We start from the raw sequence: 16,401 nt of genomic DNA on the forward strand, positions 1-16,401 counted from the left end.
TTCAGCCCAACAACGCCTGCTGGCCCTTGCCAAACGTCAGGTACTCCACCAGCTCGGCCAATGGCAACGGTTTACTGATCAAGTAGCCCTGGGCTTGATCGCAACCAAACAGCCTCAAAAGCGCAAGCTGCTCAGCGGTCTCCACGCCTTCGGCCACCACTTCCAGGTTGAGGTTGTGGGCCAGGTTGATCATGGCGTGAACCAGCTTGCGATTTTCTTCGCGCTCTTCCATGCCGCCGACGAAGCTCTTGTCGATCTTCAACAAGGCAATCGGCAGGCTGTTGAGGTGCACGAACGATGAGAAACCGGTGCCGAAGTCATCCAGGGAAAACCGCACGCCAAGGCGGCCGAGGGCGTCCATGGTCTGTTTGACCAGGTCGCTGCGACGCATCACGGCGGTTTCGGTCAACTCGAACTCCAGCCATTGCGCTTCCACGCCACGCTCGGCAATCAGCCGACTGAGTGTCGAGAGCAGTTGGCTGTCCTGAAACTGGCGAAACGACAGGTTGACCGCCATATGCAACGCCGGCAGGCCACGTTCGCGCAGGTCCTGCATGTCGCGCAGGGCGCGGGAAATCACCCAATACCCCAACGGCACGATCAGGCCACTCTGCTCGGCCAGGGGCACGAACTCGCTCGGTGGCAGCAGGCCACGCTCGCCGTGGCGCCAACGCACCAAGGCTTCCAGGCCAACGATATGCCCATCGTCCAGGTCCAGGCGCGGCTGGTAGTGCAGCTCCAGCTCATCGCGGCGCAGCGCACGGCGCAATTCGCTTTCCAGGTCGGCCAGGCTGCGCGCGTTGCGGTTGATGCGTTCGTTGAAGATATGAAAGGTACAGCCCTGGGTGCTTTTGGCCTGCTGCATGGCGATATGGGCGTGCCACATCAACGGGTCGGCCCCGGCACGGGCGCGGGCATGCGCCACGCCCAGGCTGCAGCCGATCAGCAGGCTTTCACCGTCCACCCAGTAAGGCTCGGCCATGACTTCGGTGATGCGCTCGGCCATCCACTCGGCGCGCTGGGGCGCACGGCGGGTGTCGATCAGCAGCGCGAACTCATCGCTGCCCAGGCGCGCCAATTGGTCACCGGCTTCAAGCTGGCTCTTGAGCCGCGATACCACCTGCAGGATCAAGCGGTCGCCGGCCTGATGACCGAGGGCATCGTTGGCGTGACGGAAATTGTCCAAGTCCAGGTGACCGAGGGCCAGGCCGCGACCTTCGTTATCCGCCAACCGCGCCGCCAGCAAGGTCTGGAAACCCTGGCGGTTGGCGATACCGGTGAGCGGGTCCTGTTCGGCCAGGCGCTGCAACGTGTTCTCCAGTACGCCACGCTCGCGCACATGGCGCAGGCAGCGGCGCAAGGTATCGGCGTCAAGCGCGCAATGGACCAGCCAATCGCTGACACCGAGCGGCGCAACCAATGGTTCCTGTTCCAGCAACAATACACACGGCAAGCTGCACCGGCCCGGGCCGGGTTGCAGAGGGGGCGTGGTCAAGAGCACCGCACCGTGGTCGTCGTCGAACAGACGACTCACCGAGTCCCAGTTGGGCGCGCTGATCAGCACAGCCCCGTCGCCCATCGGCGCCAGGCACTCGCGCAACAACGCTGCCCACTCAGGCTCATCGGCCAGCAGCAGCAAACGCAAGGGTTCGACAGGCGTAGACAAGCTAGCTCCCTAGACTCTGCAAGAATTCGTTGGCGGTGGCATTATGACGTGCGGTCTGACAATGACCAATGCCTGACAAATGATAGGTGCTATCAAACACGCAGACTGTGAAAAATAGTCGCAATACCCCGCACATCCTGCGGCAAAGTAGCAAAACCGGCAAATTTAGATCGAGTGGTACGTCACACCGTCGATCCAGGGCAGCAGAAACTTGCCAGCCTGTTAAAATGCCCGCCCTTTTGAACGACGACTCCCCGAACTCTGTATGTCCCGACTCAATCCCCGGCAGCAAGAAGCCGTGAACTACGTCGGCGGCCCTCTATTGGTGCTCGCCGGTGCTGGCTCCGGCAAGACCAGCGTGATCACCCGCAAGATCGCGCACCTGATCCAGAACTGCGGCATCCGCGCCCAGTACATCGTCGCCATGACTTTCACCAACAAGGCGGCGCGGGAAATGAAAGAGCGCGTCGGCACCCTGCTCAAGGGTGGCGAAGGCCGTGGCCTCACCGTGTGTACCTTCCACAACCTCGGGCTGAACATCATCCGCAAGGAACATGCGCGGCTGGGCTACAAGCCGGGCTTTTCGATCTTCGACGAGGCCGACGTCAAAGCCCTGATGACCGACATCATGCAGAAGGAATACGCGGGCGACGACGGCGTCGACGAGATCAAGAACATGATCGGCGCCTGGAAAAACGACCTGGTCCTGCCCGCCGAAGCCCTGGAAGCCGCACGCAACCCCAAGGAACAGACCGCCGCCATCGTCTACACCCACTATCAGCGCACGCTCAAGGCGTTCAATGCGGTGGACTTCGACGACCTGATCCTGCTGCCGGTCAAACTGTTCCAGGAACACAAGGACATCCTGGAAAAGTGGCAGAACAAGGTGCGCTACCTGCTGGTGGACGAATACCAGGACACCAACGCCAGCCAATACCTGCTGGTGAAACTGCTGATCGGTACACGCAACCAGTTCACCGTGGTGGGCGACGACGACCAGTCGATCTACGCCTGGCGCGGTGCGCGCCCGGAAAACCTGATGCTGCTCAAGGATGACTACCCGTCTTTGAAAGTGGTGATGCTGGAGCAGAACTACCGCTCCACCAGCCGTATACTGCGCTGCGCCAACGTGCTGATCTCGAACAACCCCCACGAGTTTGAAAAACAACTGTGGAGCGAGATGGGCCATGGCGACGAGATTCGCGTGATCCGCTGCCGCAACGAAGACGCCGAAGCCGAGCGCGTGGCCGTGGAAATCCTCAGCCTGCACCTGCGCACCGACCGGCCTTACAGCGACTTTGCGATCCTGTATCGCGGTAACTACCAGGCCAAGCTGATCGAGCTGAAACTGCAGCACCACCAGGTGCCGTATCGCCTGTCGGGCGGCAACAGCTTTTTCGGGCGCCAGGAAGTGAAAGACCTGATGGCCTACTTCCGTCTGATCGTGAACCCGGACGACGATAATGCCTTCCTGCGCGTGATCAACGTTCCACGTCGGGAAATCGGTTCGACGACCCTGGAAAAGCTTGGCAACTACGCCACTGAACGCAAGATCTCGATGTACGCCGCCACCGACGAAATCGGCCTGGGCGAACATCTGGACACGCGCTTCACCGACCGCCTGTCGCGCTTCAAACGCTTCATGGACAAGGTACGCGAGCAGTGCGCCGGTGAAGACCCGATCAGCGCCCTGCGCAGCATGGTCATGGACATCGACTACGAAAACTGGCTGCGCACCAACAGTTCCAGCGACAAGGCCGCGGACTACCGCATGGGCAACGTCTGGTTCCTGATCGAAGCCCTGAAGAACACCCTGGAAAAAGACGAAGACGGTGAAATGACCGTTGAGGACGCCATCGGCAAGCTGGTGCTGCGCGACATGCTCGAGCGCCAGCAGGAAGAGGAAGACGGCGCCGAAGGTGTGCAGATGATGACGTTGCACGCGTCCAAGGGACTGGAGTTTCCCTACGTGTTCATCATGGGCATGGAAGAGGAAATCCTCCCGCATCGCTCCAGCATCGAAGCCGACACCATCGAGGAAGAACGGCGCCTGGCCTACGTGGGCATTACCCGTGCGCGTCAGACACTGGCCTTCACCTTCGCCGCCAAGCGTAAGCAATACGGCGAGATCATCGATTGTGCCCCCAGCCGCTTCCTCGATGAGCTGCCGCCGGATGACCTGGCCTGGGAAGGCAACGACGACACCCCGACCGAGGTGAAGGCCGTTCGCGGCAACAGCGCCTTGGCTGATATACGCGCGATGTTAAAGCGCTAGAATCGACTACTTTTTAATCTACTTTCGGCGCCTGTTGCGCTAACAGAGGAAGCTTTCCGTGGAAGCACTGCACAAGAAAATTCGCGAAGAAGGCATCGTGCTTTCCGATCAGGTACTCAAGGTTGATGCCTTTCTGAACCACCAGATCGATCCGGCGCTGATGAAACTGATCGGCGACGAATTCGCCGCGCTGTTCAAGGACTCGGGCATCACCAAGATCGTCACCATCGAAGCCTCGGGCATCGCCCCGGCGATCATGACCGGCCTGAACCTGGGCGTGCCGGTGATCTTCGCACGCAAGCAGCAGTCCCTGACGCTGACCGAAAACCTGCTGTCGGCGACGGTGTATTCCTTCACCAAGAAAACCGAAAGCACCGTGGCAATTTCCCCACGCCACCTGACCAGCAGCGACCGCGTGCTGGTCATCGATGACTTCCTGGCCAACGGCAAGGCCTCCCAGGCGCTGATTTCGATCATCAAGCAAGCCGGCGCGACCGTCGCAGGCCTGGGCATCGTTATCGAGAAGTCGTTCCAGGGTGGCCGTGCGGAACTCGATGCCCAGGGTTATCGGGTTGAATCGCTGGCGCGGGTGAAGTCGCTGGCGGGTGGGGTTGTGACCTTTATCTGATTCAACACAGCTCAAAATGTGGGAGGGGGCTTGCTCCCGATGGCAGTGGGTCAGCCAACCTTTTTGGTGACTGATACACCGCTATCGGGGGCAAGCCCCCTTGTGTCTTGAGTCAGGATTAGACTGAGGGTGAGAGCGGTGAGTAGCAAGCTGAATGCCCCGAGTGCTTAAAGCACGTGTGGGAGCCCACGCTGCTACTCACCTCTCCGCTCTGGACATGAGCCCGAACAGTTGAACGAGCCCACCTCGAACAGTTACAAGCGTGGGCCAAGCCAGAGCGCTCTCACTCTAAGTGTAAGAGGATTTGGCCATGTTTTCCTGTTCTGCAGGCATTGATGTTTCCAAAGACAGTCTTGAGGTTCGGATTCATTCACTTGAGGCTGGGGTAAGCTGTTCCAACACTGAAAGAGAGTTACCGGCGTTGATCGGTTGGCTAATGCTTTACCAGGTTAATCGCGTGTTGGTGGAAGCCACGGGCGGCTACGAGCGCAAAGTCGTCAAAGCGGCCCAGGCTGCCGGCCTTGAGGTTATGTGCGTTAACCCCCGTCGCGCCAAAGAGTTTTCCAGAGCGATGGGTCAAAAAGCCAAAACCGACCCGATAGACGCAAAGTCTCTGGCGCACTATGCAGCCATTCTAGACTCGCCAAGTGCCCGAATCACAAGCCCGGAACACGACAAGCTGCGCGCGTTGGTCCAGCAGCGGGAACATTTTGTTCAGCAAAGAGATGACGACAGACGACGCCTGAAAACTGCTTCCTGCGATGCGGTAAAGCCTGCATTGCAGAGCCATATCGACTATTTGAACACGGCAGTGGAGGCGATAGATCAACTAATTCGTCAAAGTGCGAACGAGCTAGATAGCGAAAAGGTGGCTCGACTGTGTTCAGTCAAAGGCATCGGGTTGGTTACTGCCACCAGTCTTATGGCTTACCTGCCCGAGCTGGGAGAAATTGGCGGACGCCCTATCGCAGCATTAGCGGGACTCGCTCCGTACAACAACGACAGCGGAAGGCATAAAGGTGCACGTCATATCAGTGGCGGAAGGTTTTCAGCTCGTCGCTCACTTTACATGGCCTGTTGGGTGGTCATCCGGGACCAGCCAGAATTCGGGACTCGATATAAGGCGCTACGTGATAAAGGGAAATGCGCCAAAGTCGCGTTGATCGCCTGTATGCGCGTTTTGTTGGTACGCCTGAACGCGATGCTGCGCGACCGTACTGAATGGATAGAGCGCACCGCTTAGCGCGGTAGCAGCTATTTCGTTCAACATCGCACGGCCAAAGGCTGTGGGAGCTTTGCTGCCTATGAGAAATGACTTCTGAATTGAATCCATTAAGACAGTTGCTCCCACATTTTGTCTGATGTTGGCTTTTAGTGCGCGGTGGCCTGAAGGCCGGCGAGTAACAGGCGCTGATACAGATCCTCTTTCAACCCCTCCGGCTGATCCAACCGCATCCGCTTCAAATGTTCGGGAAACGCTTCCGGCTCCGGCGCATCCAGCGCCGCCTTGCCCAGTTCCAGTATCTCCGTGAGCTTGAATTTGCTCTTGAGCCAATTCAGAGCACGCAACAGGTCCCGCTCCTCATCCGTGAAATCACTGCCCAACGGGTATTCCGGGAACAGCCGTCGATGCTTGGCTTGAATCGCCTGGAGCCGCTGCGGTGTGTTGTCGGCAAAACGCGGGGCCAGCTTGAAATCCTTGGGCAGCTTGCCGGCTTTTTGCGCCTGTTCGATCAAGCCTTCCTGGAAGCGCGAGTCCGTGATATTGAGCAACGCCTCGATCACCTGGGCATCCGTCTGACCGCGCAAATCGGCAATCCCGTACTCGGTAATGACGATATCCCGCAGGTGCCGGGGAATGGTGCAATGGCCGTACTCCCAGACGATATTCGAACTGACCTCCCCGCCGACTCGCGCCAGCTGCGCAGGATCAGCACCGAGCGCGCGCCTTCCAGCGCATGGCCCTGGGCAACGAAGTTGTACTGCCCGCCCACGCCGCTGAGCACGCGGCCATCTTCCAATTGGTCGGCCACACCGGCGCCGAGCAAGGTGACCATGATCGCGCTGTTGATAAACCGTGCGTCCTGGCGCTGTAAACGCTTGAGCTCTTCCTGGCCGTACAGCTCGTTGATATAGCTGATGCGGGTCATGTTGAATGCCAGCCGCCTGGCGTGGCTCATCTCCTGCAAGCGCTGGTAGAAACTGCGCGGGCCGAGGAAGAAACCGCCATGGATCGAGATGCCATCGGGCTGCGCCGCATCGTCGAGCAGCCCGGCGTTGGCCTGCTCCTGGGTTGCCACATCCGGGTACACCTTGCGCCGGATGATTCCGGCATCGGCCAGCACCAGCAAGCCGTTGACGAACATTTCGCTGCAACCGTAAAGGCCACGGGCGAATGGCTCAACGCCGCCCTCACGGCTGATCAAGGGCGCCCATTGATACACATCCAGGTCGGTCAGCAACAATCGATAGGCTTCATTATCGGCCTGGCGCGCCAGTAATGCGGCGGTCAGCGCGTCGCCCATGGAGCCGATACCGATCTGCAAGGTGCCGCCATCACGCACCAGCGTGCTGGCATGCAGGCCGATAAAGTGGTCCTGGAAGCCCACCGGCATGTTTGGCGTGGAGAACAGCGTGGTGCTGTCTTTCTCATCGAGCAGGTAATCGAAGGCGTCCATGCCCAACTCGGCATCGCCGGGCATGTAGGGCAAGTCGCTATGGACCTGGCCGACGATCAGGATCGTCTCACCCGCTGCGCGCCGCTTGGCGATCATCGGCAGCAGGTCAAGGGTGATATCCGGGTTGCAGCTCAGGCTCAGGCGGTCGGGGTGCTCGGCGCTGCTGGCAACCAGTTGCGCCACCAGGTTCAGGCCAGCGGCGTTGATGTCCCGCGCGGCATGGCTGTAGTTGCTGCTGACGTAGTCCTGCTGCGCCGCAGCGCTGTGGAGCAGGCTGCCGGGCTGCATGAAGAACTGCTGCACACGAATATTCTTCGGCAGGCTGTCTGCGTGCAGGTCAGCGAGAAAATCCAGCTCGGGGTAATCGCCAAATACTCGCTCGATAAAAGGTTCGAGAAAGCGCTTCTGCAACCCGTCGCCTATCGTCGGCCGGCCCAGACTCAATGCGGTGTAGATCGTCAGCGCGCGCTCGGGCAGCTTGGCGATACGCCGGTAGAGCGCATTGGCGAAGAGGTTGGGTTTGCCCAAACCCAGGGGCATGCCCATGTGGATATGCGCCGGCAAGCGCGCCAGTACGTCGTCAACTGCTTGCTCGATTGAACACAACTGCACCATCCGACTGCTCCCGAACATTCCATGAATTGGGGTTGGACCGAGCTTGCCGGGTCTTTGCTGCAATGAACAGCCACGAAACGCAAATCGCGGGCACAAAAAAGCCGCCCGTGAGCGGCCTTTTTGGCGAAGATCGACGGGTTAGAGCCCGGACATCTTCTTGATCGCACCCTTCAGATCGTCATCCGAGCAGTCAGCGCAGGTGCCCTTGGGCGGCATGGCATTGATGCCCGTGATCGCCTTGGCGAGGATGCCGTCAAGGCCGCCCTGGTGATCGGCGCGCTCTTTCCAGGCGGCGGTATCGCCAACTTTCGGCGCTCCCAACAAGCCGGTGCCGTGGCAAGCATTGCAGTGCTTGGCGATGATGTCGTCCGGGGTTCTCGCCCCACCGCCGCCCGCCGCTACGGCGACCTCCATGCCCTTGCATTCCTGGCCCTGGACACACACCTGGCCCACAGGCTCCAGGCGCTTGGCGATGTCATCGTTGGTCGCCGCTTGAGCGCTGACGGCCCATAGGGCCAGTACGGTTGCTGGTGCAGCCAGCATTTTCATAATTAGGTTCACGCGTTCACCCTCAATGGTGGCTATTCACGCCTGCGGCCACGGTTTCACAGGCGGCGAAAGTATAGCGGTTAGCCCGCCCGGCCGAAACAACCCTATTAAATAAAGGGAGATTCGGCCTCACGGTGTACAGCTGCGCGAACCTCTGCAACGCTGGCAGGGCGCCTCTGTTTTAAAAGTTCGCGGGTGTGGCTGCGCTGATAAGTCGCGCCGGCACGTCGAACGGATTACGAAAACGATGGGGCTTGGTACTTTCAAAGTAGTAGCTATCGCCTGCTTCAAGCACAAAAGTTTCAAGACCGACCACCAGTTCCAAGCGCCCTTCCACCAGAATTCCGGTTTCTTCGCCTTCGTGGGTGAGCATTTCTTCGCCCGTGTCGGCGCCTGGCGGGTAGATTTCGTTGAGGAACGCGATGGCCCGGCTCGGGTGCGCTCGGCCTACCAGCTTCATGGTGACTGCACCGTCAGAGATGTCGATCAGCTCATTGGCTTTATAGACGATCTGCGTCGGTATTTCCTGGAGGATCTCTTCGGAAAAGAACTCGACCATGGACATGGGAATGCCGCCCAGGACCTTGCGCAGGGAACTGATCGAAGGGCTGACGCTGTTTTTCTCGATCATCGAAATGGTGCTGTTGGTGACGCCCGCACGCTTGGCAAGCTCGCGCTGGGAAAGACCTTTGAGTTTACGGATGGATTGCAGTCGTTCGCCGACGTCCAATGCAGGAGCCTCCTAGGATTCAGGCTTTGTTGTAATTGAGCGTTATCATGGCGACAGCGTTCAGTATTTACAACACTTGGGCCTAAATCCCGGACAGCTGTATTCGTACCGGGCGATCAAGCGCCGCAATAGAGCCTTGGCACCCGGCGCAGGTTGCAGAAGATCTGGTAAGGGATGGTATCGGCAGCGGTCGCGACTTCGCTGGCGAGGATGTGCTTGCCCCACAATTCCACCGTGGAACCCAGGCCCGCCTGGGGCACATCCGTCAGGTCGACGCAGAGCATGTCCATGGACACCCGGCCCAGCAACTGGCTGCGCTGGCCGGCGACCAGCACCGGCGTGCCCGTAGGCGCGTGGCGCGGGTAGCCATCGGCGTAGCCCATGGCAACCACGCCGATACGCATCGGCTTGGGTGTGACGAACCTGGCGCCGTAGCCTACCGGCTCGCCGGCTGGCAGTTCGCGCACACAAATGATCTTGGACTCCAGGGTCATCACCGGTTGCAAGCGGGCAGCGATGGCCTGGTCGTCACCAAAGGGCGTGGCGCCGTACAGCATGATGCCTGGGCGCACCCAGTCGCTGGGCACACTCGGCCACCCCAGGACGGACGGTGAATTGCGCAGGCTCACCTCCGCCGCCAGCCCTTGGCGGGCCGCTTCGAATACCGCCACTTGTTCGTTGCTGCTCACGCAATCGAGCTCATCGGCGCGGGCGAAGTGGCTCATCAACACGATCTTTGCGACGTTGCCGCTGGCCAGCAGGCGCTTATACGCCTCCTGGAAATCCTTGGGATGCAGGCCGACACGGTGCATGCCCGAGTCCAGCTTGAGCCAGAGGGTCAACGGTTGGCTCAGCGTGGCCTGCTCGATCGCCTCGAGTTGCCACAGCGAATGCACCACGCACCACAGGTTTTGCTCGACGATCAGCGGCAGCTCGTCGGCTTCGAAAAAACCTTCCAGCAGCAGCACCGGCGCACGTATGCCGGCGGCGCGTAGTTCCAGGGCCTCTTCGATGCACGCTACCGCGAACCCGTCAGCCTCGGCCTCCAGCGCCTGGGCCACGGGCACCGCGCCATGCCCGTAAGCATCCGCCTTGATCACGGCGAGGGCTTTGGCCCCGCTGACTTCGCGGGCCAGTTGGTAGTTGTGGCGCAGGGCTTGAAGATCGATCAGGGCACGGGCAGGACGCATGGCGGCAGGCTTCTAGGCGGCAGAGTAAAAAAACCGGTGCCGACCAACAACGTCGGCGCCGGGAGAGGGATTCAGGTTAAGGCAGCGCAGCCACGACGGACAGCTCTACCAGAATGTTCGGCTCACACAATTTGGCTTCAACCGTAGCGCGAGCGGGCGCGGCGCCTTTGGGCAGCCACGTGTCCCACACCGCGTTCATACCGGCGAAGTCGGCATCGATGTCCTTCAAATAGATGGTTACCGACAGCAACCGGGTCTTGTCGGTGCCGGCCAGGTCCAGCAGACGCTCGATGTTGGCCAGGGTTTCACGGGTTTGCTGCTCGATGCCGGCATTCATGTCGTCGCCGACCTGGCCTGCCAGGTACACGGTGCCGCTGTGAACAACGATCTGGCTCATGCGCTCATTGGTGAGCTGGCGCTGGATTGACATGTCTTGCAGACTCCTGGTGGTTGCCGTAACGGGAAATAGCGAGGCCTTCGGCGCTGATCTGCGGGGTTTTCTTCGCCATCAGGTCGGCCAGCAAACGGCCGGAGCCGCATGCCATGGTCCAGCCGAGGGTGCCGTGGCCGGTATTCAGGAACAGGTTCTTGAATGGGGTGCCGCCGACAATAGGTGTGCCATCGGGCGTGGTCGGGCGCAGGCCGGTCCAGAAACTGGCTTGGGCCAAATCGCCGCCCTGAGGATAAAGGTCGTTGACGATCATCTCCAGGGTTTCACGTCGGCGCGGGTTGAGCGACAGGTCAAAACCGGCTATCTCAGCCATGCCGCCGACGCGGATGCGGTTGTCGAAACGGGTGATCGCGACTTTGTAGGTTTCGTCGAGGATCGTCGAGGTAGGCGCCATTGCCGGGTTGGTGATCGGCACCGTCAGTGAATAGCCCTTGAGAGGGTACACAGGCGCCTTGATCCCCAGCGGCTTGAGCAGCTTCGGCGAATAACTGCCGAGGGCCAGCACGTAGCGGTCGGCGGTTTCCAACTTGCCGTCGATCCACACGCCATTGATGCGGTCGCCTGCATGATCGAGGCGCTGGATGTCCTGTTCGAAACGAAACTCAACGCCCAACTGCTCACACATCTGCGCCAGGCGCGTGGTGAACATCTGGCAGTCGCCGGTCTGGTCGTTGGGCAGGCGCAGGGCACCGGCGAGAATATCGGTGACGCTGGCCAGGGCTGGCTCGACCCGAGCGATGCCGGCACGGTCAAGCAACTCGAAGGGCACGCCGGACTCCTGCAACACGGCGATGTCCTTGGCCGCACCATCGAGCTGGGCCTGGGTGCGGAATACTTGGGTCGTCCCCAGGCTGCGCCCTTCGTAGGCAATCCCGGTTTCAGCGCGCAATTCGTCAAGGCAATCGCGGCTGTACTCAGAGAGGCGGACCATACGCTCCTTGTTCACCGCATACCGGCTGGCGGTGCAGTTGCGCAGCATCTGTGCCATCCACAGGTATTGGTCGATATCGGCAGTGGCCTTGATTGCCAGCGGCGCATGGCGCTGCAGCAGCCACTTGATCGCCTTGAGCGGCACGCCCGGCGCGGCCCATGGCGACGCATAGCCTGGGGATACCTGGCCGGCGTTGGCGAAACTGGTTTCCATGGCGGCAGCGGGTTGGCGGTCGACCACGACGACTTCAAAGCCGGCCCGCGCCAAATAATAGGCACTGGTCACCCCAATGACGCCGCTACCCAAGACCAGAACGCGCATTTTTATATCCTCACCACGGGCTGAGCCGCTGACGTGTGTTATTCGAGCAATGATGGACGCAGTGTAAAAAACAATCGCCAGTGCATTTCACTATATAAATGCCTATATTTGGCGACAATTCTCGGCACAAACCGTTTTAACAGAGGCGTATCCCCTATGCGTACCAACACCCAGACCAAGCGGGAGCTGGACAAGATCGACCGCAATATCCTGCGCATCCTGCAAACCGATGGGCGCATTTCGTTCACGGAACTGGGCGAGAAGGTTGGGCTGTCGACGACGCCGTGCACCGAGCGGGTACGCCGGCTGGAGCGCGAGGGGATCATCATGGGCTACAACGCGCGGCTCAATCCGCAGCATTTGAAGGGGAGTTTGCTGGTATTTGTCGAGATCAGCCTGGATTACAAGTCTGGCGATACGTTCGAAGAGTTTCGCCGCGCCGTGCTCAAACTGCCCCATGTGCTGGAGTGTCACCTGGTGTCCGGGGACTTTGACTACCTGGTGAAAGCGCGGATTTCCGAAATGGCTTCGTACCGCAAATTACTCGGCGATATCCTGCTCAAGTTGCCCCATGTGCGCGAATCCAAGAGCTATATCGTGATGGAAGAAGTGAAGGAAAGCCTGAACCTGCCGATTCCGGACTGACTGGCACAACTCATTCAAATGTGGGAGGGGGCTTGCTCCCGATAGCGGTGGTTCAGCCAGCCTGTGTGTGCCTGGTGTATCGCAATCGGGGGCAAGCCCCCTCCCACATGGTTAGACCAGTACTTGCCGGGTGCTCGCCATGTACTCATGGATCTGCTTTTCCACCCGTGGGTGAATCAGCTCCACGGGGCGCCGACCATTCGGGCATGGCAGGGTCTTGGTGGTGCCAAACAGCCTGCAGATCAACGGGCGCTCGTCGTAAACCGTGCAACCGTTCGGCCCCAGGTGCACACAGTTCAGCTCCTCCATCGCAGCTTCCTGCTCGGCGGCCGTCTTGCGTGGCAGGCGCGACATTTCCTCGGGCGAGGTGGTGACCGGCCCACAGCAGTCGTGGCAGCCAGGGACACACTCGAACGAAGGAATCTGTCGGCGCAAGGCGCTGACTTTCTGACTGTTGCAACTCATCGACACCTACACCCCACCGCGAACAGGCCTGGATTCTGCCGTAAAACGGCGCGCACAGACAGCTCCGTCGGACCGTTGTATCCTGCGTCAAATTTTCCAAACAGGGAGGCCCCCATGACCGCCAGCGCCCGGCACACCGCGTCCTACTACGCCGCCAGCAGCGTGCCGCACCCCGATTACCCGGCGTTGACGGGCGAGGTGCGCGCCGATGTCTGCGTGATCGGCGGGGGGTATTCCGGGCTCAATACCGCCCTGGAACTGGCCGAGCGCGGCTTCAGCGTGGTGCTGCTGGAAGCGCGCAAAATCGGCTGGGGCGCCAGCGGGCGTAACGGCGGGCAATTGATTCGCGGCGTCGGCCATGGCCTTGACCAGTTCGCCAATGTGATCGGCACCGACGGCGTGCGCCAGATGAAACTGATGGGCCTGGAAGCGGTGGAGATCGTGCGCGAGCGTGTCGAACGCTTCCAGATCCCCTGCGACCTGACCTGGGGCTACTGCGACCTGGCCAACAAACCCCGCGACCTGCAGGGCCTCGCCGAAGACGCCGAAGAGCTGCGCAGCCTGGGTTATCGCCATGAAGTGCGCCTGCTGCAAGCCAGCGAAATGGCCAGCGTGATCGGCTCCGACCGCTATGTGGGCGGGATGATCGACATGGGTTCCGGGCACCTGCATCCGCTGAACCTCGCCCTGGGTGAAGCCGGCGCGGCGCAGCAGCTGGGCGTGCAGTTATTCGAGCAGTCGCAAGTGACGCGCATCGACTACGGCTCGCAGGTCAAGGTGCACACCGCCCAGGGCCAGGTACAGGCCAAGACCCTGGTACTGGCTTGTAACGCCTACCTCAACGACCTCAACCCACACTTGAGCGGCAAAATATTGCCCGCAGGCAGCTACATCATCGCCACCGAGCCCTTGAGTGAAGCGCAAGCCGCCCGCCTGTTGCCGCAGAACATGGCGGTGTGTGACCAGCGGGTAACGGTGGACTATTTCCGCCTGTCCGCCGACCGCCGCCTGTTGTTCGGCGGCGCCTGCCACTATTCCGGGCGCGACCCGAAAGACATCGGCGCCTACATGCGGCCAAAGATGCTGCAGGTATTCCCGGAACTGGCCGATGTGAAGATCGACTACCAATGGGGCGGCATGATCGGCATCGGTGCCAACCGGTTGCCGCAGATCGGACGCCTGGCGGATCAACCCAATGTGTATTACGCCCAGGCCTATGCCGGCCATGGTCTCAACGCCACACACCTGGCGGGCAGGTTGCTGGCCGAAGCCATCAGCGGCCAGCAGCAAGGGCGCTTCGACCTGTTCGCCCAGGTGCCGCACATGACTTTCCCTGGCGGCAAATACCTGCGCTCGCCGCTGCTGGCCCTAGGGATGCTCTGGCACCGCCTCAAGGAACTGGCCTGATCAATCGCGCCAGAACGGTTTCAAGCCTTCATGGCGCGCCTGTTCTGCCGTCAGGCCCACGTCGCGCAACTGCTCGCGGGTCAGCGTCAGCAACGCCTTGCGGGTATGACGGCGGCGCCAGAACAGGCTCCAGCGATTGTCGGCAGGCATCGACAACGTCCGCTCCTGCGCTGCTTCCAGTTCCTGGCCATGTAATGCCAGCCGTACATCGCTCATGCCGTTCATTCACTGTCCCCTCGTTAGCGTGCCGCCTTGAGTGACTAGAATGAGCGCGCGGGCAAAACCAATACAGATTCAGCCTCCCTTTATTAAACCCATACAGATGCTGCTATTAACGGCTGAATCCTGTATTTTCCTCCTATCTGTATTGGTCTCCTGGGAGTGACCGTCGTGACTCTGTACGTCAACCTCGCCGAATTACTGGGCACCCGCATCGAACAAGGCTTCTACCGCCCCGGCGACCGACTGCCCTCCGTGCGGGCCTTGAGCGTGGAGCATGGGGTCAGCCTGAGCACCGTGCAGCAAGCCTATCGATTGCTAGAGGACAACGGCCTGGCGATGCCCAAGCCCAAGTCCGGCTATTTTGTACCGGTGGGCCGTGAACTGCCGGCGCTGCCCGAGGTAGGTCGCCCCGCCCAGCGGCCGGTGGAAATTTCCCAGTGGGACCAGGTGCTGGAGTTGATCCGTGCCGTGCCGCGCAAGGACGTCATACAGTTGGGCCGTGGCATGCCGGATGTATTGTCGCCGACTATCAAGCCATTGCTTCGCAGCCTGGCCCGCGTCAGTCGCCGCCAGGATCTGCCGGGACTGTATTACGACAACATCCTTGGCTGTATGGAATTGCGCGAGCAGATTGCGCGACTGTCATTGGATTCCGGTTGCCAACTGACTGCCGAAGACATCGTCATTACCACAGGCTGCCACGAGGCCCTTTCCACCAGCATCCGCGCCATTTGTGCGCCCGGCGATATCGTTGCGGTGGATTCACCGAGTTTTCACGGCGCCATGCAGACCCTCAAGGGCCTGGGCATGAAAGCCTTGGAAATCCCCACCGACCCGATCACCGGCATCAGCCTTGAAGCCCTGGAACTGGCGCTGGAACAGTGGCCGATCAAAATCATCCAGCTCACCCCCAACTGCAACAACCCCTTGGGCTACATCATGCCGGAGGCGCGCAAGCGCGCACTGCTGACCCTGGCCCAGCGCTTTGACGTGGCGATCATCGAAGACGATGTGTATGGCGAACTGGCCTACAGCTACCCGCGCCCGCGCACGATCAAATCCTTCGACGAGGACGGCCGGGTGCTGTTGTGCAGCTCGTTTTCCAAAACCCTGGCGCCTGGGCTGCGCATTGGCTGGGTCGCGCCGGGGCGCTACCTGGAACGGGTGCTGCACATGAAATACATCAGCACGGGCTCTACCGCCACGCAGCCGCAGATTGCGATAGCCGAATTTCTCAAAGGCGGGCATTTCGAGCCTCATTTGCGCAGGATGCGTACGCAATACCAGCGCAATCGCGACCTGATGCTCGACTGGGTCAGCCGCTACTTCCCCGTCGGCACGCGCGCCAGCCGGCCTCAGGGTAGTTTCATGCTGTGGATAGAATTGCCGGAGGGCTTCGATACCCTGAAGCTCAACCGCGTGCTGGTGGAACAGGGCGTACAGGTGGCGGTAGGCAGCATTTTTTCTGCATCCGGCAAGTACCGTAATTGCCTGCGCATGAACTACGCTGCCAAACCGACCCCACAGATTGAAGAGGCCGTGCGCAAGGTCGGCGCCGCTGCGCGCACCCTGCTGGCCGAATCGGCGGACTGACCTTTTCCGAGCAATTGCCGTCATATGCCGACAAC

At 60.6% G+C, this 16,401-nt stretch carries 14 protein-coding genes and 1 pseudogene; 6 read left to right on the forward strand and 9 right to left on the reverse strand.

Going from position 1 to position 16,401, the window contains the following annotated elements; all coding sequences use genetic code 11:
• Window position 1: 1 nt before the first annotated feature.
• On the reverse strand, window positions 2–1,666 hold the full coding sequence (locus C4J93_RS26145; protein WP_124405653.1) for a bifunctional diguanylate cyclase/phosphodiesterase: 1,665 nt from the start codon (window positions 1,664–1,666) through the stop codon (window positions 2–4).
• 265 nt (window positions 1,667–1,931) lie between these two features.
• On the opposite strand from C4J93_RS26145, the gene rep reads away from it, so the two are divergent.
• The 3 genes from rep (at window position 1,932) to C4J93_RS26160 (ending at window position 5,812) form a co-directional block, all read left to right on the forward strand.
• Window positions 1,932–3,941: a DNA helicase Rep gene (rep, locus tag C4J93_RS26150; protein WP_124364957.1), complete on the forward strand. Its 2,010-nt coding sequence runs from the start codon at window positions 1,932–1,934 to the stop codon at window positions 3,939–3,941.
• A 58-nt stretch (window positions 3,942–3,999) separates the two neighbouring features.
• Complete coding sequence (locus C4J93_RS26155; protein WP_003176890.1) at window positions 4,000–4,569, forward strand: xanthine phosphoribosyltransferase; 570 nt, start codon at window positions 4,000–4,002, stop codon at window positions 4,567–4,569.
• A gap of 310 nt (window positions 4,570–4,879) precedes the next feature.
• The gene (locus C4J93_RS26160; protein ID WP_124369104.1) at window positions 4,880–5,812 is read left to right on the forward strand and encodes a transposase; all 933 of its coding nucleotides are present in this window, start codon (window positions 4,880–4,882) and stop codon (window positions 5,810–5,812) included.
• A gap of 128 nt (window positions 5,813–5,940) precedes the next feature.
• Here C4J93_RS26160 and C4J93_RS26165 read toward each other — a convergent pair.
• The 6 genes and pseudogenes from C4J93_RS26165 to dadA form a co-directional block, all read right to left on the reverse strand.
• Window positions 5,941–7,880: pseudogene (locus C4J93_RS26165) on the reverse strand (acetyl-CoA hydrolase/transferase C-terminal domain-containing protein).
• A 120-nt stretch (window positions 7,881–8,000) separates the two neighbouring features.
• Window positions 8,001–8,411: a cytochrome c5 family protein gene (locus C4J93_RS26170; protein WP_124369032.1), complete on the reverse strand. Its 411-nt coding sequence runs from the start codon at window positions 8,409–8,411 to the stop codon at window positions 8,001–8,003.
• A gap of 181 nt (window positions 8,412–8,592) precedes the next feature.
• Complete coding sequence (locus C4J93_RS26175) at window positions 8,593–9,141, reverse strand: cupin domain-containing protein (protein WP_003176893.1); 549 nt, start codon at window positions 9,139–9,141, stop codon at window positions 8,593–8,595.
• Window positions 9,142–9,257: 116 nt separating this feature from the next.
• Complete coding sequence (alr, locus tag C4J93_RS26180; RefSeq protein WP_124430776.1) at window positions 9,258–10,331, reverse strand: alanine racemase; 1,074 nt, start codon at window positions 10,329–10,331, stop codon at window positions 9,258–9,260.
• Between the two features lie 76 nt (window positions 10,332–10,407).
• Window positions 10,408–10,761, reverse strand: coding sequence for a RidA family protein (locus C4J93_RS26185; RefSeq protein ID WP_124364960.1), 354 nt, complete (start codon window positions 10,759–10,761; stop codon window positions 10,408–10,410).
• Window positions 10,733–12,034, reverse strand: a complete 1,302-nt coding sequence (gene dadA, locus C4J93_RS26190) for a D-amino acid dehydrogenase (protein WP_124368810.1) — start codon at window positions 12,032–12,034, stop codon at window positions 10,733–10,735. The genes C4J93_RS26185 and dadA overlap by 29 nt, the downstream gene beginning before the upstream one ends.
• 156 nt (window positions 12,035–12,190) lie before the next feature.
• Here dadA and C4J93_RS26195 point away from each other — a divergent pair, with 156 nt between their 5' ends.
• A complete protein-coding gene (locus tag C4J93_RS26195) occupies window positions 12,191–12,679 on the forward strand; it encodes an Lrp/AsnC ligand binding domain-containing protein (RefSeq protein ID WP_003176896.1) in 489 nt (162 codons plus the stop codon).
• A gap of 111 nt (window positions 12,680–12,790) precedes the next feature.
• Here C4J93_RS26195 and C4J93_RS26200 read toward each other — a convergent pair whose 3' ends face one another.
• A complete protein-coding gene (locus C4J93_RS26200) occupies window positions 12,791–13,144 on the reverse strand; it encodes a YkgJ family cysteine cluster protein (protein ID WP_124430777.1) in 354 nt (117 codons plus the stop codon).
• A gap of 114 nt (window positions 13,145–13,258) precedes the next feature.
• Here C4J93_RS26200 and C4J93_RS26205 point away from each other — a divergent pair, with 114 nt between their 5' ends.
• Entirely contained in the window at window positions 13,259–14,551 is a 1,293-nt protein-coding gene (locus tag C4J93_RS26205) for an FAD-binding oxidoreductase (protein ID WP_124430778.1), read from the forward strand.
• Here the strand turns inward: C4J93_RS26205 and C4J93_RS26210 are convergent, their stop codons facing one another.
• Entirely contained in the window at window positions 14,552–14,776 is a 225-nt protein-coding gene (locus C4J93_RS26210) for a DUF1127 domain-containing protein (protein WP_124368811.1), read from the reverse strand.
• A gap of 165 nt (window positions 14,777–14,941) precedes the next feature.
• Between C4J93_RS26210 and C4J93_RS26215 the strand changes: the two genes are divergently transcribed.
• Complete coding sequence (locus C4J93_RS26215; protein ID WP_124372277.1) at window positions 14,942–16,366, forward strand: PLP-dependent aminotransferase family protein; 1,425 nt, start codon at window positions 14,942–14,944, stop codon at window positions 16,364–16,366.
• Window positions 16,367–16,401 lie beyond the last annotated feature (35 nt).

Source organism: Pseudomonas sp. R2-37-08W (assembly GCF_003851705.1).
In the GTDB taxonomy this organism is placed as follows: domain Bacteria; phylum Pseudomonadota; class Gammaproteobacteria; order Pseudomonadales; family Pseudomonadaceae; genus Aquipseudomonas.

Coding starts and splice junctions, on each gene's coding strand:
- rep (WP_124364957.1), top strand. CDS start 1,932: ATGTCCCGACTCAATCCCCGGCAGCAAGAAGCCGTGAACTACGTCGGC.
- alr (WP_124430776.1), bottom strand. CDS start 10,331: ATGCGTCCTGCCCGTGCCCTGATCGATCTTCAAGCCCTGCGCCACAAC.
- C4J93_RS26160 (WP_124369104.1), top strand. CDS start 4,880: ATGTTTTCCTGTTCTGCAGGCATTGATGTTTCCAAAGACAGTCTTGAG.
- C4J93_RS26195 (WP_003176896.1), top strand. CDS start 12,191: ATGCGTACCAACACCCAGACCAAGCGGGAGCTGGACAAGATCGACCGC.
- C4J93_RS26205 (WP_124430778.1), top strand. CDS start 13,259: ATGACCGCCAGCGCCCGGCACACCGCGTCCTACTACGCCGCCAGCAGC.
- C4J93_RS26170 (WP_124369032.1), bottom strand. CDS start 8,411: ATGAAAATGCTGGCTGCACCAGCAACCGTACTGGCCCTATGGGCCGTC.
- C4J93_RS26210 (WP_124368811.1), bottom strand. CDS start 14,776: ATGAACGGCATGAGCGATGTACGGCTGGCATTACATGGCCAGGAACTG.
- dadA (WP_124368810.1), bottom strand. CDS start 12,034: ATGCGCGTTCTGGTCTTGGGTAGCGGCGTCATTGGGGTGACCAGTGCC.
- C4J93_RS26185 (WP_124364960.1), bottom strand. CDS start 10,761: ATGTCAATCCAGCGCCAGCTCACCAATGAGCGCATGAGCCAGATCGTT.
- C4J93_RS26200 (WP_124430777.1), bottom strand. CDS start 13,144: ATGAGTTGCAACAGTCAGAAAGTCAGCGCCTTGCGCCGACAGATTCCT.